Genomic DNA, 24,177 nt, shown 5'->3' with positions numbered 1-24,177 from the left:
CATCCAGGAACGAAACGGCAACCAACCCTAGCCAGCCGCGCCGCGATCCAGCAAATGACTCATCGCCGTCTTCAGTTTCATCGGTCGCACCGGCTTGTGCATCAGGGTATGGCCCAGCTCACGCATCTGTTGTTTGAGTTCGTTGCTGTAGTTGGCGGTGATCATCAACGCGGGCAAGGGTGAGCTGCGACGGGCGTTGATCTGCGCCACGGCATCAACACCGTTGTGGTCGTCATCGAGGTGGTAGTCGGCGATCAGCAGGTCGGCATCGGCATGGAAGTTGTCGACCTGGCGTGCCAGGTCCTCTTCGGACAAGGCCGTCACCACCTGACAGCCCCAGGCTTCCAGCAGCGTGCGCATACCGGCACAGATGGCGGCATCGTTATCCAGCACCCAGATGCGCGAACCGCTAAGCCGCTCCACCAGCGGGTTGGGCGCTTCCTGCACGGCACGGGCACGCGGCGCGAGGCTGGTCAACGGCACTTCGATGGCGAACATCGAACCCTTACCCTGGCGCGAGGTCACGCGAATGCGGTGGCCGAGCATGCGGGCGATCTTCTCGACAATCGCCAGGCCCAGCCCCAGGCCACGGTCCTGCTTGCGGTGGCTGACATCACCGCGTTTGAACTCCTGGAAGATCTCGCCGAGTTTGTCATCGGCGATGCCGATACCGGTGTCCCACACCTCGATCGACAGGCTTTGCCGGCGCCGCCGGCAACCCAGCAAGATGCGCCCGCTGGAGGTGTAACGGATGGCATTGCTGAGCAGGTTGCGCAGAATCCGCGCGAGCAACTGAATATCGCTGCGCACCAGCGCCGAGCTGGGGATGAAGTCCAGGCGCAGGCCTTCGCTGCCGGCGATCTGGTGGTATTCGGCGGCCAGGTTTTCCAACAGTTCGCCAACCGCGAACGGAGCGATATCCGGCTTGATCACCCCGGCATCGAGTTTGGAAATATCCACCAGGGTGCCAAGCAGGCTTTCCACATCTTCCAGCGAGTTGCTGACATTGCGCACCAGGGCGGCGCTGTCGGCGAGGTCGCGTTTTTCCAGCAGTGCACTGGTAAACAGCCGCGCCGCATTGAGCGGCTGCAACAGGTCGTGGCTGACGGCAGCAAGAAACTTGGTCTTCGACAGGTTGGCCTGCTCCGCCTCGCCTTTGGCCTCACGCAGGCGGGCTTCCATTTGCGTGCGCTCATCGATCTCGCGGCGCAGCTGGGTGTTCAGATCGGTCAGTTCGGCAGTGCGTTCACGCACCCGCTGTTCCAGGTGCTGGTAGGCCTGATGCAGGGCTTCGGCAGTACGCCGGCGTTCGGTGATGTCGCGGATCAGCACGAAGATGCCGACCACCTCACCGCTGGCCTGACGGTTGAGCACATAGGAACGCAGCATGTAGCGCTCCTGACCATGGTGATTGGTTTCGGCAAATTCAAAGGTCACGCTTTCGCCAGACAGCGCCCGTTCGATAAACGGCTCCAGCCGCCGGCAATGCTCTTCGCTGTGCACCACCCGCAGGCTTTGCCCGAGCATCGCATCACGGGGCCAGCAGTACCATTCCTCGTAAACCTTGTTGGTGAACTGGTAGACCAGATCCGCCGTGAGGTAAGCAATCAGCGCTGGCACATGGTCGGTGATCAGGCGAATCCAGCGCTCGCTTTCGCTCAGTGCCTTGGCATGGCGGTGGCGCTCGGTGATGTCGGTGAAGGTGTTGACGAAGCCGCCGGTGGGCAGCGGATGGGTGCGCACCTCCAGCATGCGCCCATCGAACAGGCACAACTCCAGCTCCGCAATCAGCCGACCGTTGGCATCGCGACTGGCCGGCGTCAGCAGTTCCAGCTCGCTCTCGGCCATTACCTCGGCAAACGGCCGATGGGCACTGATTGGCGCCAGGCCGCAGAGGTCGAGAAAACGGTGGTTCCACAACTCCAGCTGGCCCTCGGCATTGACCATGGCCATGCCTTGGGACAGGTTGTCCATGGCCCGTTGCAATAACCGCGACTTCTGCGCCAGGGCTTGCTCGCGGCGCATGGTTTCGTTGAGTTTGACCTCGGTGATGTCGGTGTAGAGGATCACCAGCCCGCCCTCGCGAGTCGGCCGTTCGCTGACCTGCACCCAGCGGCCGTCCTGCAGGCGGTAGAGCATGTTGTCGTCGCGATTGCCGCGCTGCTCCTCGACCACCAGGCCAGTGCTCTTGCTCAGGCGCTTGATCTCGGTCAGGCGCGTGCCGGGGGTGATCCGCGCCCGGCTGCCGGCCCAGAACGACTTGAAGCGGCTGTTGAACAGCACGATGCGCTGCTCGCGATCAAACAGCACGAAGGCATCGGAAATACTTTCGATGGCATCGATCAGGTGCTGGTGAGCCGTCTCTGCCCGCAGGCGCGCGTCGCTGAGCAACTGGTTGCTGGATTTCAGCTCGGCCATGGCCTGGTTGAGGGCATCGGTGCGCTCACGCACCTGCTCGGCCAGCACCACCGAATGCTGGAACGCGGCGTAGGCATCGTCACCGCGTGAATGCACCGATTCGACCCGCTCGATCAGTGCGCTGTTGATCTGCCGGAGTTTGCCATTCTGCCGCTCCAGCTCCAGGCAACGGGCTTGCAGCTCGGCCACATCAGCCGCGACCGGGACGGCCAATGGCGACTCCGGTAAAGGTCTGGTTGATGTGCATGCCATTGAACTGCTCTCCGTAGGTGTTGAAGCCGATCACGTTCTGGCTGCGCAGAAAGGCCGACACCGGCTCGACCCCGTCGCGCCCTTCGATTTCCAGACGGCGCAGAAAGCAGTCGCAGCCAATCGTCAGCAGCAACGGCCCAAGCCGCTCACGCAGGCCGTCGAATACCCCTTGCAGGTCCGGCAGCAATGGTCCGGGCTGCATGGCGGTCAGCACGATGCCGTTCTCCACCGCGCAATAGAAGGTCAGGCTGAGGTCATCATTGACCCGCTGGATGGAGCGCACGTAGTACTGACCACCAATGCGCACGGCCAATGGATGGGCGGCAAACAGGCGATGGTCGAGGGCCTCCAGCGGCACGCCGATCAGCTCGGCATACTCCAGCGCCGCCGGTGCGGCATTGAGTTCATAGACCCGCCGGCTGGTGCTGTCGGCACGGGTTACTACCAGCTTCTCGTCGCGCGGCAGGATGTGATGGGTGCTGAACACCTCGAAATCCAGCCAGGTATTGAACAGCACCACCACAGCGGCCCCTGTGTGGAACTCGCCGTTGTAGTAGACGTGGGTGTGGGTCAGGTGGTTGTCGTCGCCGGCCGAACCGCCGAAGTGCGGAATGCTGCCAAAGGCTGCGCTCAGCGCGCCGAGCACCACTTCCTCGCGGCTGGACAGGCCGTCGAGCAGGGTCAGGGCGAAACTGTGCCCCTTGATGGTGGCCAGTTCATTGTTGCGGCAATCACTCACCAGGCGCTCAACCAGCTGTTGCGCATCGATCAGGCTAAAGCGCTCCATCTCGTCGATCAGCGCGCTGGCAATCGAAAAACTGCGGTGATCAAAGCCGATGGCGCTGACGCAACCACGGTCATAGCCCTGGGCAGTGATCTCCCCCGCACTGGTGCAGCCCACCAGGTTGATCCCGCCGAAGTATTGATCCAGGGCTTCGCCCAGGCTCTGCAGGTCGTATTCCGCCGAGCAGAAGAACAGTACGAAGCCAAGGTGCGGGTGGATCAGCTGACGGGCCAGTTCCTGCGCCACCAGCTCGACATCCGTGGCGTTGGCGGTGGCGGTCACCACACCTTCGGTAAGCGTATGCGGCATCGCGGCCCCCATGAGAAACACGGTTATTACTGGGGTTATTCTACGAAGCCGCCCCACCGCCCCACATGCCACTTGAGTAGCGCAGGACTAGTTCCTAAGTAGCGGGCCAGAACAACAGTGTCAGCACCAGCAGGCCGCTGTAGAAGCCGATCTCCAGGGTTTCACTGAGCGGCTGAATACGCCGTAGAGCCCCGTAGATATGGACGATGATCATCATCACAGCCACGGCGGCGAGCACCTCGAAAGTCGTGTGAATCGCCTCGCCAGTCAATGCGGCGCGCAACATCAACGCTTCGACAATCAGGATAAAAGCCCCCAGGCAGCGCCCGAAATACACCGCCAGGTGGGTGTGGCTGGGCAGCGTCCAGCCCATCAGACGGGCCCAGACCAGCGGGATGCAGAAAATCGGTAATGCAAAGACCAGGGTGGTGGCCAGAGTCAGCCACAGCAGGTATTGCTGGGCATGTGCACTCCATAAACCGAGCATGGTGTCTTCCTTGGTGTCAGGTGGGGTTACAGGCAACGCATCAGCACGAGTGGCAATGCGAGCAGTACGCTGCTGCAGGGCAGCAGAATCAGCAGGGCATCCAGGGGCATGGCAACCTCCAGGTAAAAGCCGGGCAAGGTTTGCCCGGCCTGTGCTGCATGCTTACCAGCTGAGAACGGCACCCACCGCGAAGGTGTTGGTGTCCTCACCCAGACCGCTGCCCTCGGCGGCATCGATCTCGTACTGGTTGTACTCGGCCACCAGCTTGAGGTTGTCGTTGATGGTGCGGAAGTAGGCAATGCCGCGAGTCTCGTAGTCGGCGGCCGTACCCAGGCCGTTGCCGTCATCCTCGGTTTTGCCATAGGACAGCGCCACGCGGTTTTTGCCGAAGGTGTAGGAGCCCTGCAGCAGGTAGCCTTCGCTGTCGATCTCGCGCAGCGTGGCTTCACCGGCGTTGTTGGTGAAGAACGGGTTGATCCCTTCAGCCTGGAAGCCCGACGCAGTGACCGAGAAGCCGGCCATCTTCGCCTGCACGCCGTAACCCAGGCCTTGCGAGGTCACGCTGTCGACGGCCTTATCGGTGTTATCGGAGGTTTGGTAAGCGCCGTTGAGCCAGGAGTAGATGGTCGCGTCGCCCACATCGAACTGGTAGCTGACCTCGGACTCGAAGCGCGGCTCTTCCTGGTAGGACTTGCCCACGGCGCTGTCATCGTTGGTGTCCACTGGGTCCATGATGCCCACGGCCACGCGCAGGCCTTCTGCCAGGTTGTTGTTGCGGTAGGTGATCTGCGACGTCGGGAACGGATACGGGTAGCCGGTGCCGATGTTGCCGAACGATACGCCGTTGCCATCCACCAGGCCCAGGGTGTCACTGACGTTGCCGTAACCGGCCAGCAGTTCGTCCAGGAAGATGTTCGAGCGCGAGAACAGGCCAAAGTCCTTACCCACCAGCACCTCGCCCCACTCCGGGCTGGAAACGGTGCCGTAGAACTGACGCACGTCGATAGCGGTATCGGTGCCGTTGGTTTCGCTGTCGTTGATGGTGACCCAGAACGACGAACGCCCGCCGAGTTTCAGGCCATCGATCTGCTTGCCAAAGTTGAAGCCGATCCAGTTGGGCAGAAAGCCCATCTTCACCCGCGACTGGCGACGGTCAAACTGCTCGCCTTCACGGTCGACATCGCTGTTCACATAGAAGGCGTTGATATAGCCATCGGTGGAAAAGGTGGTTTCGTCCTGGTCATACAGGACGATCTCGGCAGCTGCATGTTGTGCTGTCGCCATGGCGACGGCAGCAGCCAGGGTCAGGGGCAGAAATCGGGTGCTGGCGATCTTGTTGTTGTTCATAACACTCTCCGCTGGATGGGACGACCGGCAACGGTCAGTCGGGTCGGAGGCGATTATCGAAAAGCCCTGATAGCGGCCATACGCTGCCATGGCCTTGATTGCCTGCTGCTTTGGCGCGTCCTGGAGGCGCTGTCGGAACGGTGTACGACCGCCACTCCCAAAGACCCTGCCCGCAAGGATGCCCACCCAAGGTCGTAGACGGACTAAGCCCTGCCCAGATGAACAATGGCGGCATGGCTGCGGGTGAGAAATGCATGGACGCGAACCGATCAGTCCGCAAACGGGATGATCCCGACGGAATGCGCAAACTGAGAGAGGAGCGCGGCGAGAAACAGCCCTTAGATGTGAGCGGGCGTGGGCTCGTTGCTCAGTACGTACCAGCCCGCGGAAGCCTCAAGCAGCGCCTGCTGAGCCTGCTGCACGGTCACCAGGCTGAGCGACTGCAACGCCTGTTGCACGGCCTCACCATGATCATCTGAAAGACCGGCCAGGTGCGCCAGCCAGGCCTGCTCGGCCAGCCCGTCACAGCTACGCGCCTGCACCTGCCACTGGCCATGCAGTGCAGTAATCGACGCAGCCAATGCAGCCTGATCCAGCCCAGCCAGCCAAGCACTGCGCGCCTGTAGAAAATCCTGAATGTGCTGCAGAATTTCTGCGGCCTTGCACCCCGGCGATTGCACACCGAACAGCAACCCACGTCGCCCCTGGATCTGCCGGTAACTGCAGAACACCGCATACCCCAGCTGCAACTCACTGCGAAGACACTGGTAGAACGCGCCCTGGTGCAGATGCGCCAACATCCGCCAGCAGGCCTCGGTGGCAGGCGACGCATTCACTTGCGGACAGAACAACAGCAGCGCACTGTCCCCGGGCGCAGCTCGCATTCGCCAGTGCAAGCCAGATTGCAGCGAGGCGACGGGCACAGACGGCCAGGGAACAGAGGTACTGAACAGGTGTTCGATCCGTAGCTGATCCGGACGATCCAGCCCTACCCCGAGAGCTTCGATGCGTACCCGGCGATAACGCTGTTGCAGCGTGGCAGTCACCTCGCCCGCAAACACTTGTGCTTGCTCCTGGATCAGCTCGGCAGACGCAGCCAACAGCTGGCGAATCGGCATGCTCGGCGCCTCAGCAACCTCAAGCGCCGACCACTGCGCCGGCGTAGGCTGCAACAGCGCCGGCATCAACAAGCCAACCGCCGCGGGGATCAACCTGGCGCTGCCTTGCACACGCACGCTCAGGCTGGCGGACTCTGCCTCCAGGCTCAGGCTGATACCGACGTGATGCAGATGCTGGGTCACGGCCCGCAAAGCTGTATGTGCCAGGTTGAGCAATACATTCGCCCCCAATGGCTCAGCAAAACAGCAACGCGCCTGCCACACCGCCATAGCAGCCGCCGGTACTGCGTACTCAACCGGCGTCGCTAGCCAGCGATATGCGGCGGGCACGGCAAGTCTCGCCGTCGGCAACTCGGCCACGGCCAGCAAAGGGTTACGTGCCGGCAATTGCCAACGACCACGCAGCACTGGCAGCGGTAGCGCCATCTCTGCACGCATCTTCAAGGGGAAACCCGCACCGGACCAGAGTGGCAGCTCGCGCTCATCCACCAGCAGCACACAACGGCGCTGCGGCTCTTGCAACTGCTGCAACAGCTGGCAAATCGCTCCGCCGTCATCAGACGCGGGAGCTTGCCAGTCACGGGCTAAAACCAGTGGTGTCATGCCACACAAGCGCAGCTGGCGAGTCTGCTGATACGCCTCATGCCACGCCACAGGATCGGCCTGCGCGCTGACGAAGGCCAGCCAATCAAGCAGCAATGCCACCGCCTCAGCCGGGCCAGCAACGCCGCGCATACTCAACAGCAGCAGGGCTTGTCCGGCATGGCAGTACAACACCCGGGCACTCGCCACCTCTCCCAATCCATGCTCACGCAAGCCGGCATTCAAGCCTGCGGGCGTTTCATCCAGCAGCCAGCCGAGTAGCCAGTCCAGAGCGCTGTCCGCATGGGTTTCAGGCAACTCCAGGGCAAACCCCAGGTGCAGACTGGCGGCTGCATCCGGCAGGTTCAATCGCAGCCGTTCAGTACGCAACGGTAACAGTGGCGCTGGCCGACTGCGCACGACTGCCTGCACCTCGGGCAGCAGCGCCCCATAGCGTTGCGACAGAGCCGTGAGATGCGCCAGTGGCAACGGCGCCACGATGCTCAACTGACAATTGCCCGCGTGGTAGAACGCCTGATGAAAAGCCTTTAGCGCCTGCTGGAACGCTGCATCAGTGACCGGCAACGTGTCACGGTTACCCGCCTGAAACACAGCGCAACGATGTCCGGCGGCCAGGGTCTGCCCCAGCGCAGCGCCAAGCAAGGTGTCGGCATCCTGGCTACGGGCAATGAATTCGGCATGCACCACATCTCGCTCACGCAGTTGCGAGGTCTCTTCAAGCAGCGGCCGGGCCAGCATATCCAACAGCCGCACCAGAGCCTCCTCCAGATAATCGGCCGGCACCTCACAGAAATACTCGGTGTAATGCGCCTGCGTGGTGGCATTCACCTGGCCGCCGCATGCCTGCACAAAGGGCATCAGACGTTGCTCAGCGGCAAACCCGGCGCTGCCAAGAAACAGCAGATGTTCCAAAAAATGCGCCAGCCCCGGATAGGCCAACGGCTCATCATGACTACCCGCATTCACCCGCACACACAGCCCCACCCGGCTTGCCCAGGGCTGACTGAACAGACGCACCGCCAGGCCGTTCTCAAGCGTCAGGCATAGCGGTTGCAGGCCAAGATGGATGGGGCAATCAGGCAGTTCGGACATAGCGGACAACGCCATAGGCGCACAATCAAGCAAGCAGCATCGACCGCTAAAAGCAGCGGCACAATTGTTCTTTGGGAGTAATTCTGCACAACACTTAGCTGGGGACAACGCCGCGCAATGAATGGATCAGCACCCTGCTAGACAGCTCGACTGCCTGGCAGTAGCTTCTAGGCTCATTTGCACGCGTTCACTCTGGACGCTTAATCTGCTATCTCCTGGCCACCCGCATGTCGACTCGCAAAAACCTCCTAAGCCTTGTGCTGCTGATAGCCCCGATTGCGGTGCTGGCAGCCGAGCCGATCCTCACCGCCAGCACCGAAACGCACAGCCCGGATGAGCGCATACCCGCCCAGGAAATCGTCGAGGCCATGCTACAAGCAGCGCAACCGGACGACCTCGAAAGCCTGGCCAGCTGCGCCACCGAGCAGGGACTGACAGCGACGCAGACCCGCTCACTGTTTCGCAGCGTGGCACTCCCCCGCCTGAACGCAACAGAGCGCGTTCACTTCCTGCGCCCGGCGTTACAACCTTACTGCTTCACCTTCTATGGCGCTCACCTGTTCCGTTACTGGCTAATCGCCGAACGCGAGCAGGCCGGCGTAAAGCACTACGCCGTACTCTGGAGCGGCATCGGTGACGCCTTCGAAGTCTTGCCAGCTATCACTTATGGCCAGTACGCCATCCGTGAAACGAACTGCACGGCAATGGCTTGTCGCACCCGCGAACTACGCTTCAACGGCCAGGCCTACAGCGACGCCCGCTGCACCCGCACAGCATTTGATAAGAGCGGTAAGGAAATCACCCGTGACGAACCTTGCTTATGAAGCCCTCGCCCACTCCTGGCAACGCGCCTGGAGCCAGCTCGGCCTGCACGCACCGGATGGCCTGTTTGAACGGCTGCTGGCTGCGTATAACGAGCCGCAGCGCCGCTATCACACGCAGCAACACCTGACAGAATGCCTAGCACATTTAACCGCAGCCTACGGCCTGGCCAGCGAGCCCGGAGAGGTCGCAATCGCTCTGTGGTTTCACGATGCAATCTACGCCCTGCGCGGCGCCGACAATGAACAACGCAGCGCCGACTGGGCGATCAAGGAGCTTGCAGCATGCGGCGCCACTGCCGCCATACAGGCGCGCGTTCACGCCCTGATCATGGCGACCTGCCATAACGCAGTACCCAGCGACCCTGATCAACAACTGCTGGTGGATATCGACCTGGCCATACTGGGCGCCGCCCCCGCACGCTTCAGCGAATACGACCGACAAGTGCGCGAGGAATACAGCTGGGTACCCGGCCTGCTCTACCGCATCAAACGCAAAGCTGTGCTCAAACACTTTTTACGCCGTGAGCGCCTCTACAACACAGACCACTTTCAAGAGCGCTACGAGCATCAGGCCAGAATCAACCTAAAGACTGCAATTGGATAAATACTGATCGACCTAGCCAAATCCCGCCCTACTCACCGCCTTTGATCCCAAGCATCTGAAAGTATGTGAAAAATTTCAAACCGGGGGTTCGCCAAACGCACTTCAGCTGTTATCATGCGCGCCGCCACGGGAAGATGCCGGAGTGGCCGAACGGGACGGATTCGAAATCCGTTGTATCAGCGATGGTACCTAGGGTTCAAATCCCTATCTTCCCGCCATATAGATCGTCTAAGCCCCTGAAATTCATAGAGTTTCGGGGGCTTTTTCGTTTCAGACCTTTAAATAAATGTCGCATGCCTGGTTCAAGCGCAACTCACAAAAAGGGGCACCGCAGTGCCCCTCTATGTCGCTATAGCCAATTCTTCGAAACGGCTAGACCGTCAAACGCGTCAAAGCCTCGCGGTACTTGTCGGCAGTTTTCTGGGCGACGTCAGCCGGCACTGTCGGGGCTGGTGGTTCTTTGTTCCAGCCGGTGGATTCGAGCCAGTCACGGACGAACTGCTTGTCGAAGCTTGGCGGGTTCTTGCCTTCTTCGTAGCTGTCCGCCGGCCAGAAACGGCTGGAGTCCGGGGTCAGGGCTTCGTCCATCAGGGTCAGGGTGCCGTCTTCGTCCAGGCCGAATTCGAACTTGGTGTCGGCGATGATGATGCCGCGCGTGGCTGCGTATTCGACCGCTGCGCTGTAGAGGGCAATGGCGGTGTCACGCACCTTGGCGGCCAGTTCGGCGCCGATGATCGCTTCGCACTGCTCAAAGCTGATGTTCTCGTCATGGTCGCCTACGGCGGCCTTGGTCGAGGGGGTGAAGATTGGCTGCGGCAGTTTGGCTGCCTCCTTGAGGCCCGCTGGCAGCTGGATGCCGCAGACGGTGCCGCTCTTCTGGTACTCCTTCCAGCCAGAGCCAACGATGTAGCCACGTACGATGGCCTCTACCGCGACCGGCTTAAGACGCTTGGCGACCACTGCGCGACCGTCTACCAGCGGAAGTTCAGCCGCTAGCACGATGTCTTCCACCTTGTCGCCGGTGAAATGGTTCGGCACCAGGTGCTCCAGCTTGGCAAACCAGAAGTTGGAGATGGCGGTGAGGATCTTGCCCTTGTCCGGGATCGGCTCGCTGAGGATCACGTCGAATGCCGAAAGGCGGTCGGTGGCGACCATCAGCATGCGTTTGTCGTCGATCTCGTATAGATCACGGACTTTGCCCGAATAGATTTTCTTCAGGCTAAGGGTGGTGGCTGTGCTCATGTCGGAATTTCCGCCTCTGGTAAACAAAACAGGCGAAACCCGCCGGGTTTCGCCTATTGGTAGTGCCGGTGCAGCAGTTGCCTGCTATCAGCCAAGGTTTTCCTGGATCAGGTCAAGCACCTTGCGCGCCACGTCGGCGGGGGCAATGGTGTTGAGGTCTTTTTCCACGGTGACCTGTACGCTGTCGCCAACGGTGCTCAGGCGTACCTGATAGCGCTCGGCGCGGGCTTCGATTTCTTCCTTGCTTGGCTCGCTACCGAAGACCTTGCCAAAGAAGCCTGGCTTGTCGTCTGGCTTCTGCGCACGCTCGGCCAGGTTGATGTAGTACACACCGAGGCTGCGGTTGATGTCGTCAATACGTACATCTGCCATTTCCAGCGAGCGACCGACACCCGACCAGGCACGGTCGAAATCTGCGCCCAGGCTCAACACCGGGTTGCCGTTGCCATCTTCCGACAAGCTGACGCGGTTGGGCGCGTCAAAGTCGCGCGCGGCCAACAGCGATACCGAACCGCCCTGCTCGGCGCTACGCGCCAGCGTCACGAGCATTTCATCGAGCAATGCAGCATCCAGGCTTGGGTTGCTGCTACGGTTGGTGAACGCAACATCGGCCGTGCTGCCTGCTGGACGCTCGGCGCTGACCACAAAGATTTCGCTGGTGTTGCGCTGCACGCCTGGCTCGATACGTACGCGCACGCGGGTTTCGGCATCTGGATTGACGCCGGAAACACGGCTGCTCAGACGACGCGCCATGGATTCGGACAAGGCATCAAAACGCTGCCAGGCGGTGCTGAATTCACCGGTCTGCGGACGCTCTTCGGCAATCTGGAAACCATTGTCAGCAAAGAACTGACGCGCCACGGGCCAGACTTCAGCCGGTACACGTTGCGCCACAACCCAGCGCGACTCGCCGCTCTTCTGCAGGCTGAAGTCGCTGGTATTGCTGGCGATGGCCAGGGCTTGTGGGCGCGGCACGATAAACTCACCGGTATCGGTGGTGGTAGCGACCTGCTGCGGCACAGGCAACAGCGGGTCGATACGCTTGGCGTCAACGTTTGCAGGGATTTGCATCGGAGCCGTCTGACGCGCTTCGAGGTAGTCGCTGCCACGGTCACGGAAGTAGCCGTTTTCGCCATAGATCCAGCCACAACCGCTGGTACCCGCGATGATCAGGGCCAGTGCAGAAAGTCCGGTGAGTCGCTTCATGCGTAGTAATTCCTCAATTAAACCAATACGCCGGACTGGCGCAGGGCCTGACGCAGCGGTTCATGACAACGCGGGCTGAGCCAGGTGAGTGGCAGACGTATACCGTCTGGCATCAAACCCATTTCATGCAGAGCCCACTTCACCGGAATCGGGTTGGATTCGATAAACAACGCCTTGTGCAGCGGCATCAGGCGGTCGTTGATGGCACGCGCGATGGCAGCTTCACCGCGCATGGCAGCGGCGCACAGATCGCTCATGGCGCGCGGGGCAACGTTGGCGGTTACCGAAATATTGCCCTTGCCACCCATCAGCATCAGCTCGACGGCGGTGGCGTCGTCACCGGAATAGACGAGGAAATCCTTGCCTACGCGATCCAGCACTTCCTGGCCGCGCTGCAGGTCGCCGGTGGCTTCCTTGATACCGATGATGTTGTCGATCTTGGCCAGACGCTCGACAGTTTCCGGCAGCATGTCGCAGACCGTACGGCCCGGCACGTTGTAGAGAATCTGCGGAATGGCAACCGACTCGGCGATATGGCGGAAGTGCAGGTACAAGCCTTCCTGAGTCGGTTTGTTGTAATACGGGGTGACCAGCAGGCAGGCGTCAGCGCCAACCTCTTTAGCGGCGCGGGTCAACTCGACCGATTCGCGAGTGGAGTTGCCACCGGTGCCGGCGATAACCGGGATGCGCCCGGCAACCTGATCGACCACGCGGCGGATCACTTCTACGTGTTCACCCACGTCCAGCGTGGCGGACTCACCCGTGGTGCCGACCGCGACGATGGCGTTGGTGCCCTCTTGCAGGTGGAAATCCACCAGTTTGCTCAGGCCGTCCCAATCAAGACCACCTTGCGCATCCATGGGCGTAACCAGTGCCACCATACTGCCCGCAATCATGCAACCGCTCCTGCCGGAAAAAGAGAGCCGTAATGGTACTGGGGCCACCTGCCTTGCACAAGCGAAGTACCGCGGCAACGCGTATACAATCTTTCTCAGGCAAACGCGGCACATTCCACATCGCCAGACCCCGCCGGCATTCCCCTGAGCGGTGCTTTTCGCTACCCTTCCGGCTTTAGATCGGCGCTGTACAAACAGGTCGACCGCTTATCGTCTAGGAAGGCTGCATGTCCACCCCCCCACTTCGCGAACAATTCCTGCTTATCAGCGCCCTTGGTCCTAACGCCATGGAGCTGACCAATGTGCTCTGCCGTACCAGCCATGAGAACCGTTGCGCCGTGGTCAGCACCCGCCTGAGCCGTCATGGCGAATACAGCGCGCTGGTCTTGCAGATATCCGGCAGCTGGGACGCGCTGGCGCGCCTGGAATCGAGCCTGCCGGCACTGGCCAAGAAGCACAGCTTTTCGGTCAATGTGATCCGCAGTTCGGCATCGGAAAGCCGTCCACAGGCCCTGCCCTATGTGGCCTATGTCAGCTCGGCCTATCGCCCGGACATTCTTAATGAGTTGTGCCAGTTCTTTCTCGACCACCATGTCGAACTGGAAAACCTTACCTGTGACACCTACCTGGCCCCACAGACCGGCGGCACCATGCTCAATGCCACGCTGACCGTGACCCTGCCAGCCGGCACGCAGATCAGCTGGTTGCGCGATCAGTTCCTCGATTTCGCCGATGCGCTGAACCTCGACGCGTTGATTGAACCCTGGCGTCCACAGAATCCATAAGGAGCATTTTATGGCCATAGCACTCGACACCCCGGTTGCAGATTTTCAGGCAGAGGCCACCAGCGGTCAGACCGTCAAGCTGTCAGCACTCAAAGGCCAGCAAGTGGTGATCTACTTCTACCCAAAGGACAGCACCCCGGGCTGCACCACCGAAGGCCAGGGCTTTCGTGATCACTACCCGGCGTTTCAGGCGGCCAACACCGTGGTGTTTGGCGTATCCCGAGATGGCATGAAGTCCCACGAGAACTTCAAATGCAAACAGGCTTTTCCCTTTGAGCTGATCTCCGACAAGGACGAGGCCGTGTGCCAGCTGTTCGACGTGATCAAGCTGAAGAAGCTCTACGGCAAGGAGTACCTGGGCGTCGATCGCAGCACCTTTCTGATCGACAAAGACGGCGTACTACGTCAGGAATGGCGCGGCGTAAAAGTGCCCGGCCATGTCGAGGCCGTACTGGCAGCAGCCCAGGCATTGCACAAGGCCTGAGAGACACCCGATAAAAAGCCGGTCAACTGACCGGCTTTTTTCTGCCTGCAACCTACGCAACTCCGAGTAGCCCATTGCGCAGCCAGTGCAATGGCAAAGCCCTTCAGAACCCAACTAATGCTGTAACACGCAGGGCTACGCCTTGCGCAGCCAATAGCGGTACACACCTTCATCGACCTCTTCACGCAACAGGCTATGCCCTGCCAGGCTGGCGAAGGCACGAAAATCCCGCTGCGAACCGGCATCAGTGGCTTCAACCTTGAGTACTGCGCCGCTGGCCAGGCGATTGAGTTCCAGCTTGGCCTTGAGCAAAGGTAGCGGGCAGTTGAGGCCGCAGGCATTCAGGTGCGCATCGAAGTCTTCGGCACGCCATTGCATATCAGTCATTTATCTACTCCAGGAAGGCCGCAAGGATAACCAAGGCCGCACAACCCTGGCCAGCACCGCTGCCTGGCAGCTACAGTAGCGGCTTTGTTCGACACGAGCTTTGTGCATGAACCTTCTGCGCCCTACCCTGTTGACGCTAGCCTGCCTGCTGGCAACCCCCGGCATGGCCAGTGATCTGCCGTCCCTTGGCGACGCCAGTTCCGCCATCGTATCGCCACAACAAGAACATCAGCTCGGCCGCGCCTGGCTGAGCCTGGTCCGTGGCCAGGTCAGTCAGCTCGACGACCCGCAACTCAAGGATTTCGTCGAAACCAGCGTCTATCGCCTGAGCGAAACCAGCCAGCTGCAAGATCGACGCCTGGAGTTCGTGCTGCTCAACAGCCCGCAGATCAACGCCTTTGCCGCACCAGGCGGGATTGTCGGAGTCAACGGCGGCCTATTCCTGTATGCCCAGACGGAAGCCGAATACGCCTCGGTGATGGCCCACGAACTGGCGCACTTGTCGCAACGCCACTTCGCCCGCGGCCTGGAAGCGCAACAGCGCATGCAACTACCGGTCATGGCCGGCCTGCTTGCCGGCATCGTGGCAGCGGCTGCTGGCGCGGGCGATTTGGGCATCGCAGCCATCGCCTCGACCCAGGCAGCGGCTATGCAGGAGCAGCGACGTTTCTCACGACAGAATGAGCAGGAGGCCGACCGCATCGGCCTGATCAACCTGGAGAAAGCCGGCTTCGACCCCCGCGCCATGCCAAGCATGTTCGAGCGCCTGATGCGCCAGTACCGCTATGACCGCAGGCCGCCGGAATTCCTCCTGACCCACCCGGTTTCCGAATCGCGTATCGCCGACACCCGCAACCGTGCCGAGCAATACACCGCCAAGGGCACCCTCGACAGCGTGCGCTACCAGCTGATGCGCGCCCGCGTGCAACTGACTTATGAAGAAACCCCTGGAGTCGCCGCCAAACGTTTTCGCAACATGCTCGACGAAAACCCACAGATGGAAGCAGCGCGTTACGGCCTGGCGATTGCACAGATCAAAAGCGGCCAACACAAGGATGCCCGCGAAACCCTGCAACCGTTGCTCACCAGCGCCCCCAACGATGTCAGCTACAACCTGGCGCAAATTGAACTGGACATGGCTGCCAACCGCCTGGGCGACGCACAGAGCCGCGTCATCCGCCTGCTCTCGCTGTACCCGAACAGCTACCCGGTCAACCAGGCGCATATCGATCTGCTGATGAAACAAAGCCGCACCCAAGAAGCCGAACGGGCGCTGGATGATCTGCTGAAGACTCGCGGCAAAGACCCTGACGTCTGGTATCAGGTGGCCGAAGTACGCGGCCTGATCGGTAACACCATTGGCCTGCACCAGGCCCGCGGCGAGTTTTTCGCCCTGGTTGGCGACTACAACCAGGCCCTGGAGCAACTCGACTTTGCCAAACGCCGCGCCAGCAACAACTTCCAGCTGGCATCGCGGATCGACGCCAGACAGCGCGAACTGATGGAAGAGAAGCGCATCATCGAACAGATGTTGCGCTAAATACGAAAAAGCCCGGCACTGCCCGGGCTTTTTCATTTTCTGGCATCAGGCATTGCCGCTGAGCTTGAGCCGCGCCGCCTGAGTGAAATCCAGCATGCGCTTGAGTGGCTTGATCGCCTTGGGTATCAGTGCCGGGTCAACGAATATCTCGTTACTGCCCTCACGCAGACACTCCAGGGTGCGCTGCAGGGTGTTCATCGCCATCCATGGACAGTGCGCACAACTGCGGCACGCGGCGCCGTTGCCGGCGGTCGGGGCGGCGACAAACTCCTTATCCGGACACAGCTGCTGCATCTTGTAAAAGATCCCAGCATCGGTGGCGACGATAAAGGTCTTGTTCGGCAGACGCTGCGCTGCAGCGATCAGCTGACTGGTGGAGCCCACCGCATCGGCCAGTTCGATCACCGCTGTTGGCGATTCAGGATGCACCAACACCGCCGCATCCGGGTACAGGGCTTTCATGTCCGCCAATTGCTTGGCCTTGAACTCTTCATGGACGATGCAGGCGCCGTCCCACAGCAGCATGTCGGCACCGGTCTTGTTCTGGATATAGCGCCCCAGGTGCTGATCCGGTGCCCAGATGATGCTTTCACCGTTATCCATCAGGTGTTCGACGATCTCCACGGCGCAGCTGGACGTCACCACCCAGTCGGCACGCGCTTTAACCGCTGCCGAGGTATTGGCGTACACCACGACGGTGCGCTGCGGATGCTGATCACAGAACGCCGAAAAATCCTCCACCGGGCAACCCAAATCCAGCGAGCAGGTCGCCTCCAGCGTTGGCATCAACACGCGCTTTTCCGGATTGAGGATCTTCGCCGTCTCCCCCATGAATTTGACGCCCGCCACCAGCACGGTCTGCGCCGGATGCTGATTGCCGAACCGGGCCATTTCCAGGGAGTCGGACACACAACCGCCGGTCTCTTCCGCAAGCGCCTGCAACACCGGGTCGCAGTAATAGTGAGCCACCAGCACAGCGTTCTGCTTTTTCAGCTCGGCGGCGATCTCGGCGCGGTAAAACGCCTCCTGCTCGGGCGTCAGCGGCTTGGGTTGCTTGGCATCTAGGTGGGCTTGTACCAGCAGGCGTTCGGAAATCTGGGTCATGTCATCAGGCTCTGAATATGCTTTCAGTGCAGCGAGTATACCCGCCTGGATGATGCCGCAGCAGGCAGCGTACAACCCCATGCAGGCGGTAAAAATCACAGATACAAAAAAAGCCCGAAAATTCCGTTAATCAGAACTTTCAGGCTCTCATACCTTCAAGGAAGGTCAATATGGTGGGTCGTGTAGGATTCGAACCTACGACCAATTGGTTAAAAGCCAACTGCTCTACCAACTGAGCTAACGACCCGATGCGGAGCGCATGATACTGATTTAATTCATAAATTCAACAGTTCATGACGAATTTTTTAGAAATACCGGGTTGGATCAGCCAAGCCCGCGGCACTGAAACCCGCAGCGCGCAAACGGCAGCTGTCGCACTTGCCACAGGCACGGCCCTGCTCGTCGGCCTGGTAGCAGGACACGGTCAACGCATAATCAACCCCCTGCTTTACACCGGCCTGGACAATCTCGGCTTTGCTCATGTTCTGCAACGGTGCCTGGATGCGAAAGCCCTGCCCCTCGACGCCAGCCTTGGTCGCCATGTTGGCCATGCGCTCGAAGGCTTCGATAAACTCCGGACGGCAATCCGGGTAACCGGAGTAATCCACGGCATTGACCCCGATAAAAATATCGCGTGCGCCTAGCACCTCGGCCCAACCCAAGGCCAGGGAGAGGAAGACCGTATTGCGCGCCGGCACATAGGTCACCGGAATGCCTTCAGTGGGGCTTTCCGGTACATCGATAGCCGCGTCGGTCAGGGCCGAGCCGCCCATGCCATTGAGGTTCAGACCAATCACCTTATGCTCGACCACGCCCAGCTGCCGCGCCACCTGCTCAGCCGCTTGCAGCTCGGAGCGATGCCGCTGGCCATAATCGAAACTCATGGTGTAACAGCTGTAGCCCTCGGCCTTGGCCAGCGCCACCACGGTGGCCGAATCCAGGCCGCCGGAAAGTAGAATTACCGCTTTTTTATCGCTCATCTCAGTGTCCCGGCTCGTCATTCCAGAGAATCTTGTGCAGTTGCATCTGCAAGCGCACAGGCAGGTTGTCGGCAATGATCCATTCGGCTAGCGAACGCGCATCCAGCTCATGATGACTGGGCGACATCAGCACCTCGCCGACACGCGCATCCAGACGGTACTGAATCAGCTTGCTCACGGCCCAGTCGTAATCCTCACGCGAGCAGATAACAAACTTGACCTGATCATTCGGTGTCAGCAGATCGATATTTTCATAACGATTACGCGCCACTTCGGCCGAACCCGGAGTTTTCAGGTCGAGCACTTTGCTCACCCGCGGATCGACCGCTGACACGTCCAGAGCGCCGCTGGTTTCCAGCGACACCTCATAGCCGGCATCGCACAGGCGCTTGAGCAGAGGAATGCAGTTGGGTTGCGCCAGCGGTTCGCCACCGGTCACGCAGACATAGCGAGGCTTGTAGCCGGCCACCTGCTCAATGATTGTGTCCAGCGCCATGATCTCGCCGCCACTGAAGGCATAGGCGGTGTCGCAGTATTGGCAACGCAAGGGACAGCCGGTCAGGCGAACGAACACAGTCGGCAAGCCGGCGGTGCGCGTTTCGCCCTGCAGCGAGTAGAAAATCTCGGTAATGCGCAGGGTTTCTTGCATATCAGCCACGGGCGTGACGGCTAAACAGGCCATCCGCCTCCGTTGCGGGAAAAGGGGCGCGGATTGTATACGAAAAAAAATCCGGGAGAAATTTTTAACGTTGCGCAGCAACGGCCCGCAGGGTGGCCGCCAGGGATGGCTGACCATAAGAAACTTGTCGCACAGCAGCAGCTACAGGGTTGCTGTCAGAAAAAGCAGCAATAAAAAACCCGCGCCAGGCGCGGGTTTCTTGACTGCAACTCAGCTTACGGCAAGCGCTGTAAATCGCGCTGCGCCAGTTGCGCAGCCGAACTGCCAGGGTACTGTGCAATAACCTGCTGCAGAATACCCTTGGCCTTGTCGCTATTGCCCAGTCGCTGCTCAACGTCCGCCAGCTTGAACAGCGAATCCGGTACCTTGGCGTGACTCGGGTAGGTCTGGCTGACGCGCGCAAAAGCCTGGCCAGCACCCTGCAGATCGCCCTTGGCCAAGTTCACCTCACCCAGCCAATACTGGGCATTGCCGGCGTACTGGCTGTTCGGGTATTTGCGTAGAAAGGCTGTGAATGCCTGACTGGCCTTGTCGAAGTCCTTGGCCTTGATCAGGTCAAAAGCAGCTTCGTAGAACAGTTTTTCCTTGGCCGGGTCAGCAGGCTCGCTGCTTACCGGTGCTTGCGCCTGACCCGCTACTGGCGGGGTCGGCGTACCGTTGGCGTTGATCGCGCCAGCGGTTGAAGAATTCGGGTTGACTGCAGCACCTGCTGCGCCACCACTCAGACGCTTATCAAGATCCTGATAACGCTCCAGGCTTTCTTGTTTAAGACGCTGAATCTCGTTCTGTTGCTCTTCCAGCGTACCGCGCAGTTGCGCGATCTCTTCCTGCATCTGCTGCAGCTGGTTGAACAGCATGCCCTGCGCCGAGACAGGAGCCGCAGCCCCTGCCCCGGCGTAGGTGCCGGACGTACCATAACCAGCAGGCGGGTAACTGCTGCCGTAACCGGCATTGTTATCCACCACGGGAACCTCAGCCACAGCCGCAAGCGGCAGGCTGAGCGCCAAAACGGTTAAAGCACGACGGCACGTACGCATATCGAATTACTTACGCAGTTCGACGCGACGGTTTTGAGCCCAGGAAGACTCGTCGTTGCCAGTGGCAACCGGACGCTCTTCACCGTAGGAAACCAGTTCCAGTTGAGCAGGGGAAACACCCTGCAGTACCAGGTAACGCTGTACAGCTTTGGCGCGACGCTCGCCCAGAGCCATGTTGTACTCACGGGTACCGCGCTCGTCAGCGTGGCCTTCCAGAACTACGCGAGCGCCATTGCCTTGCAGGTCTTTGGCGTGCACGTCCAGAGCGCGCATGGCCTCTGGTTTCAGGTCGGAGCTGTCGTATTCGAAGTAGAAAGTGGTGATAGCGCGCAGAGCAGCTTCTTCGCTCAGGCTGCCATCAACAGCGCCAGTGTTGGCACCGTAACCAGCGTTAGGATCAACAGCGCCTTCGCCAGCAGCGTCGCCGCCTTTCGAGGAGCAACCAACTGCAACGGCCAGAGCCAGGCTCAGGGCAGCAAACTTACCAAATTTCAGCATTTCCATCATGTAACTCCTAATGAACCCCAGTGTGTTAAGCAGTATTTCAAGCAACAAAGGTGTAGCGCCGCATCAGTTCAGGTAAGGGGACCAAGAAGGCTCTCGAACTTCGCCTTGAGCGGTAGGAAGAGGGAGCCTGACGCGACCATTGGTGGACGCTAATACCAGGACTCCCCGGCCCTGCTGGCGGGTGGCGTAGATTACCATGGTGCCGTTGGGCGCGACAGTAGGCGACTCATCCAGACTGGTATCTGAAAGTATACGCAAATTACCGCGCTGCAGGTCTTGTGCCGCCACTTTGAACACGGTGTAACCATCCTGGCGATGAATCATGACTAGGGTTTTCTCATCGGCAGAGAGTTTAGGGTTGGCGTTGTAGTTACCAATAAAGGTCACACGTTCTGCCGAACCACCGTTGATGTTGGTTTTATAGATCTGCGGCTTACCGGAACGATCCGAGGTGAAGTACAGGGTCTGACCGTCCTTACCCCAGAACGGTTCGGTATCGATCGACGGCTGGTTGGTGACGCGACGCAGCTGACGAGACCCCATATCCATCACATAGATTTCCGGGTTGCCGTCGCGCGACAGCACGAACGCCAGGCGGTTGCCGTCTGGCGACCAAGCGGGGGCACCATTGAGGCCTTCGAAGTTGGTGATCTGCTCGCGGCGACCGGTATCGATGTGCTGCACGAAAATGCGCGGACGCTTCTGCTCGAACGAGACGTAGGCGATGCGACGGCCATCGGGCGCGAAGGACGGCGATAGAATCGGCTCACGCGATTGCAGCAAGGTTACTGCGCGCGCGCCGTCATAGTCGGAGCGCTGCAAGGTGTAGCGCGTGTTGTTAACGCCAAAACGCTCAGCCGTCACATAGAGCATGCGCGTGGAAAACGCACCCTTGACGCCGGTGAGCTTCTCGAAGGACTGGTCAGCAATGTGGTGCGCCATATCACGCAGTTGATCAACGCCGCCACCTACGCTGCCAGTCATGACCTGCTGCTGAGTGGTGACGTTGAACAGAGCAAACTGCACCTGCAGACGACCGGCGTTGGGCACGATGCTGCCCACCAGCACATATTGCGCGCCAAGAGCCTGCCAGTCGCGGTAGATCACTTCAGCCGCCTGAGTTGGCAGGCTGATCATGTTCTGCCGAGGAATTGGCTCAAATACACCGGAGTTGCGCAGGTCGCTGCCGATAATTTCCGCCATGTCTTCTGGCAGCACATTGCCGCCCTGCCAGCCAAACGGCACCACGGCGATGGGCGTTGCACGGTCGGTGCCACTGCTGATCACCAAGGGATCAGCGGCCTGAACGGTGCCGACCACCAAGGTCAGACCGAGCAGAACAAGACGCATCAGGGTATTCACAGACCTAAATCCTCCGGTTTGAAGACAGCGCGACGCTGCCGGTAAAGGCGATCAAAAGTAGCGCGGTCCAGCTGTTGCATTTCAGCAATACGTCCGACGTTACGCACCGCTTGTACGGCTGAATTATCAAATGGCGAGTCACCGCTGGAGCGCGTCACACTGGCGTTGGTAATGGTGCCATCGGGCAGCATTTCGATCAGCACTTCTACGCTCATGCCATTACGCGCTGATGGCGGTCGCCGCCATTGCTGGCTGACCAGCATAACAATCAGATCATCCAGGCTGCCGGCCACTTCATCACCGACCGTATCAGCGATTGCCTGCTGGCGACCCACATCCTCAGACAGCAACTCGGCCAATGCAGCAGCCTTCTTGTCTTCTACAGCCTTGCGCTGGGCAGCTTCTGCCGCCTTTTTCTTGGCGTCATCCGCTTTTTTCTTCTTTGCAGCTTCAGCGGCGGCTTTCTTCTTCGCCTCTTCTGCTGCTTTTTTCTTGGCGTCTTCAGCAGCTTTTTTCTTAGCTGCCTCATCCGCGGCTTTCTTCTTGGCTACATCAGCAAGCTTTTTCTGCTCAGCCGCTTTCTTCTCGGCATCAGCTTTTTTGGCTGCTTCGGCTTTCTGAGCCTCCTGGGCTTTCTTTTGTTCCGCTGCCTTGGCCGCTACTTTTTCCTGCTCGGCTTTTTTCTGCTCAAGCTGTTCGGTTTCGTACACCGGAGCCGTGGTCTTCTTGGTTTCGCCGGCGATCTTCTGATTGGTCTGGGTCGTGGCCTGGCTCTGTGACTGCAGCTTGTACAGGGTAGCCTGCACAACCGGTTTGGCCGGTGGCAGATCCGGAGCAAAGGCGAAACTGACGAACAGCATGGCAAACATGATGACGTGCAGACCCACAGCCCAGACCACAGGCCAGAACAGGCTTTCCGAGGGCGAACGCTCGCGCTGGTCGTGCATCAGGGGGCCTCGGTAATCAGCCCGACGTTACCGACGTCAGCCTGTTGCAGGCCGCCCATGGCCGCCATGATGGTGCCGTAGTCAACGGTCTTATCGCCGCGTACAAACACCTGCACTTGCTTACCGGTTGCCCGACTCTGATTGATGATTGCAGTGACTGCGCGAGTCATTTCTTCCAGCGTCAGCGCTTTGTCCTGCACAGTGTCAACATCGACCTCAGTGCCCATGTTCCAGTAATAGGACTTGTCGGCCTTGATCGAGATGGTCAACACCTGCGCGTTGTTGTCCTGTGGCAGGGCTTCACTGCTGACTTTCGGCAGGTCAACCTTGACCCCCTGATTGAGCATCGGCGCGGTCACCATAAAGATCACCAGCAGTACCAACATCACGTCGATGTAGGGCACCACGTTCATCTCGGCGACGGGCTTGCGTCTGTTGCGAATTCTGGCCATGGCTTAAAACCTTTCTTAAAGAGTGCCTAAGGCTTAGTCGTCGCTGGTGTGGACTTTGCGGTGCAGGATCGCCTGGAACTCATCGGCAAAGGTGTAATAACGACCGATCAGCATTTCCCCGCGCGCCGAGAAGCGGTTGTAGGCAATCACTGCAGGAATCGCGGCGAACAGACCAATGGCGGTGGCAATCAGCGCCTCGGCAATACCCGGCGCAACAGTGGCCAGGGTCGCCTGCTGCACCTGGGCCAGGCCGCGGAAGGAGTTCATGATGCCCCACACGGTACCGAACAGGCCGATATACGGGCTGGTCGAGCCGACGGTGGCGAGGAACGGCAGGCTTTGCTCAAGCTTCTCTTCTTCACGGGAGATAGCCACGCGCATGGCACGCGATACAGCATCCATCACCGCATCCGGGTCGACCCCGGACTGCTGACGCAGACGGGAAAATTCCTTGAAACCAGCACGGAAAATCTGCTCCAGACCGGAGTCCGGGTCCGGGTTGCTGCCCGCCTGGCGATAGAGTTTGGACAGGTCGATTCCCGACCAGAAACGCTCTTCGAAGTTGTCCAGCGCGCGCTTGGCCGCCCGCAACAGCGCAGTACGCTGGAAGATCATGACCCACGACATGACCGATGCTGCCACCAGGGTCAGCATTACCAGTTGCACCACCAGGCTGGCGTTGCTAATCAGACTCCACATCGACATGTGGTCAACGGCGTTGGCTTCCACGC

At 60.0% G+C, this 24,177-nt stretch carries 23 protein-coding genes and 2 tRNA genes; 6 read left to right on the top strand and 19 right to left on the bottom strand.

Going from position 1 to position 24,177, the window contains the following annotated elements; genetic code table 11:
- Positions 1-27 precede the first annotated feature (27 nt).
- The 5 genes from nahK to pqqF all read right to left on the bottom strand — a co-directional run bounded on the left by nahK (position 28) and on the right by pqqF (position 8,410).
- The gene (nahK, locus tag IOD17_RS08190) at positions 28-2,670 is read right to left on the bottom strand and encodes a hybrid sensor histidine kinase/response regulator NahK/ErcS' (protein WP_233684620.1); all 2,643 of its coding nucleotides are present in this window, start codon (positions 2,668-2,670) and stop codon (positions 28-30) included.
- Positions 2,609-3,763, bottom strand: coding sequence for a nitric oxide-sensing protein NosP (nosP, locus tag IOD17_RS08185; protein WP_167144905.1), 1,155 nt, complete (start codon positions 3,761-3,763; stop codon positions 2,609-2,611). The genes nahK and nosP overlap by 62 nt, the downstream gene beginning before the upstream one ends.
- Positions 3,764-3,857: 94 nt before the next feature.
- Positions 3,858-4,250 carry a hypothetical protein gene (locus IOD17_RS08180; protein ID WP_233684619.1) on the bottom strand — a complete coding sequence of 131 codons (393 nt, stop codon included), beginning with the start codon at positions 4,248-4,250 and terminating at the stop codon, positions 3,858-3,860.
- A 162-nt stretch (positions 4,251-4,412) separates the two neighbouring features.
- Positions 4,413-5,597 carry a porin gene (locus tag IOD17_RS08175; protein WP_233684618.1) on the bottom strand — a complete coding sequence of 395 codons (1,185 nt, stop codon included), beginning with the start codon at positions 5,595-5,597 and terminating at the stop codon, positions 4,413-4,415.
- Positions 5,598-5,935: 338 nt separating this feature from the next.
- On the bottom strand, positions 5,936-8,410 hold the full coding sequence (gene pqqF, locus IOD17_RS08170) for a pyrroloquinoline quinone biosynthesis protein PqqF (RefSeq protein ID WP_233684617.1): 2,475 nt from the start codon (positions 8,408-8,410) through the stop codon (positions 5,936-5,938).
- 227 nt (positions 8,411-8,637) lie between these two features.
- On the opposite strand from pqqF, the gene IOD17_RS08165 reads away from it, so the two are divergent.
- From IOD17_RS08165 to IOD17_RS08155, 3 genes are all read left to right on the top strand, one after another.
- Positions 8,638-9,234 carry a hypothetical protein gene (locus IOD17_RS08165; protein ID WP_233684616.1) on the top strand — a complete coding sequence of 199 codons (597 nt, stop codon included), beginning with the start codon at positions 8,638-8,640 and terminating at the stop codon, positions 9,232-9,234.
- Positions 9,215-9,838: an N-methyl-D-aspartate receptor NMDAR2C subunit gene (locus tag IOD17_RS08160; RefSeq protein ID WP_233684615.1), complete on the top strand. Its 624-nt coding sequence runs from the start codon at positions 9,215-9,217 to the stop codon at positions 9,836-9,838. The genes IOD17_RS08165 and IOD17_RS08160 overlap by 20 nt, the downstream gene beginning before the upstream one ends.
- A 128-nt stretch (positions 9,839-9,966) precedes the next feature.
- Positions 9,967-10,056 (top strand) — tRNA-Ser (locus IOD17_RS08155).
- Between the two features lie 154 nt (positions 10,057-10,210).
- Here the strand turns inward: IOD17_RS08155 and IOD17_RS08150 are convergent.
- The 3 genes from IOD17_RS08150 to dapA all read right to left on the bottom strand — a co-directional run bounded on the left by IOD17_RS08150 (position 10,211) and on the right by dapA (position 13,182).
- The gene (locus tag IOD17_RS08150) at positions 10,211-11,080 is read right to left on the bottom strand and encodes a phosphoribosylaminoimidazolesuccinocarboxamide synthase (protein ID WP_233684614.1); all 870 of its coding nucleotides are present in this window, start codon (positions 11,078-11,080) and stop codon (positions 10,211-10,213) included.
- An 87-nt stretch (positions 11,081-11,167) separates the two neighbouring features.
- Positions 11,168-12,286: an outer membrane protein assembly factor BamC gene (bamC, locus tag IOD17_RS08145; RefSeq protein ID WP_233684613.1), complete on the bottom strand. Its 1,119-nt coding sequence runs from the start codon at positions 12,284-12,286 to the stop codon at positions 11,168-11,170.
- Positions 12,287-12,303: 17 nt separating this feature from the next.
- The gene (gene dapA / locus IOD17_RS08140; protein ID WP_233684612.1) at positions 12,304-13,182 is read right to left on the bottom strand and encodes a 4-hydroxy-tetrahydrodipicolinate synthase; all 879 of its coding nucleotides are present in this window, start codon (positions 13,180-13,182) and stop codon (positions 12,304-12,306) included.
- Positions 13,183-13,409: 227 nt separating this feature from the next.
- Here dapA and IOD17_RS08135 point away from each other — a divergent pair, with 227 nt between their 5' ends.
- Positions 13,410-13,967: a glycine cleavage system protein R gene (locus tag IOD17_RS08135; RefSeq protein ID WP_233684611.1), complete on the top strand. Its 558-nt coding sequence runs from the start codon at positions 13,410-13,412 to the stop codon at positions 13,965-13,967.
- Positions 13,968-13,977: 10 nt separating this feature from the next.
- Positions 13,978-14,451, top strand: a complete 474-nt coding sequence (locus IOD17_RS08130) for a peroxiredoxin (protein ID WP_233684610.1) — start codon at positions 13,978-13,980, stop codon at positions 14,449-14,451.
- 135 nt (positions 14,452-14,586) lie between these two features.
- Here IOD17_RS08130 and IOD17_RS08125 read toward each other — a convergent pair whose 3' ends face one another.
- Complete coding sequence (locus IOD17_RS08125; protein ID WP_233684609.1) at positions 14,587-14,838, bottom strand: sulfurtransferase TusA family protein; 252 nt, start codon at positions 14,836-14,838, stop codon at positions 14,587-14,589.
- Between the two features lie 106 nt (positions 14,839-14,944).
- On the opposite strand from IOD17_RS08125, the gene IOD17_RS08120 reads away from it, so the two are divergent.
- On the top strand, positions 14,945-16,378 hold the full coding sequence (locus IOD17_RS08120) for a M48 family metalloprotease (protein ID WP_233684608.1): 1,434 nt from the start codon (positions 14,945-14,947) through the stop codon (positions 16,376-16,378).
- 45 nt (positions 16,379-16,423) lie between these two features.
- Here the strand turns inward: IOD17_RS08120 and nadA are convergent, their stop codons facing one another.
- From nadA to tolQ, 10 genes are all read right to left on the bottom strand, one after another.
- Positions 16,424-17,482: a quinolinate synthase NadA gene (nadA, locus tag IOD17_RS08115; RefSeq protein ID WP_233684607.1), complete on the bottom strand. Its 1,059-nt coding sequence runs from the start codon at positions 17,480-17,482 to the stop codon at positions 16,424-16,426.
- A gap of 171 nt (positions 17,483-17,653) precedes the next feature.
- A tRNA-Lys gene (locus IOD17_RS08110) sits at positions 17,654-17,729 on the bottom strand.
- A 58-nt stretch (positions 17,730-17,787) separates the two neighbouring features.
- Positions 17,788-18,462 (bottom strand): 7-cyano-7-deazaguanine synthase QueC, encoded by a 675-nt coding sequence (gene queC, locus IOD17_RS08105; RefSeq protein ID WP_233684606.1) that lies wholly within the window; start codon positions 18,460-18,462, stop codon positions 17,788-17,790.
- 1 nt (position 18,463) lies between these two features.
- Positions 18,464-19,111 (bottom strand): 7-carboxy-7-deazaguanine synthase QueE, encoded by a 648-nt coding sequence (gene queE / locus IOD17_RS08100; protein WP_233684605.1) that lies wholly within the window; start codon positions 19,109-19,111, stop codon positions 18,464-18,466.
- A gap of 245 nt (positions 19,112-19,356) precedes the next feature.
- Positions 19,357-20,178, bottom strand: a complete 822-nt coding sequence (gene ybgF / locus IOD17_RS08095) for a tol-pal system protein YbgF (protein WP_233684604.1) — start codon at positions 20,176-20,178, stop codon at positions 19,357-19,359.
- 6 nt (positions 20,179-20,184) lie between these two features.
- Positions 20,185-20,682, bottom strand: a complete 498-nt coding sequence (gene pal / locus IOD17_RS08090) for a peptidoglycan-associated lipoprotein Pal (protein ID WP_233684603.1) — start codon at positions 20,680-20,682, stop codon at positions 20,185-20,187.
- 66 nt (positions 20,683-20,748) lie between these two features.
- Complete coding sequence (gene tolB / locus IOD17_RS08085) at positions 20,749-22,047, bottom strand: Tol-Pal system beta propeller repeat protein TolB (RefSeq protein WP_233684602.1); 1,299 nt, start codon at positions 22,045-22,047, stop codon at positions 20,749-20,751.
- Positions 22,044-22,994, bottom strand: a complete 951-nt coding sequence (tolA, locus tag IOD17_RS08080) for a cell envelope integrity protein TolA (protein ID WP_233684601.1) — start codon at positions 22,992-22,994, stop codon at positions 22,044-22,046. Before tolA ends, tolB begins: the two co-directional genes overlap by 4 nt.
- Positions 22,994-23,446, bottom strand: coding sequence for a protein TolR (gene tolR, locus IOD17_RS08075; protein WP_233684600.1), 453 nt, complete (start codon positions 23,444-23,446; stop codon positions 22,994-22,996). Before tolR ends, tolA begins: the two co-directional genes overlap by 1 nt.
- Positions 23,447-23,479: 33 nt before the next feature.
- Entirely contained in the window at positions 23,480-24,175 is a 696-nt protein-coding gene (gene tolQ, locus IOD17_RS08070) for a protein TolQ (RefSeq protein WP_233684599.1), read from the bottom strand.
- Positions 24,176-24,177: the final 2 nt, after the last annotated feature.

The sequence above is a fragment of the Pseudomonas anguilliseptica genome, assembly GCF_021375795.1.
Lineage (GTDB): Bacteria > Pseudomonadota > Gammaproteobacteria > Pseudomonadales > Pseudomonadaceae > Aquipseudomonas > Aquipseudomonas anguilliseptica_A.
Note: the sequence above shows the minus strand (reverse complement) of the source record. Positions and strands in the feature narration are given on the sequence as shown.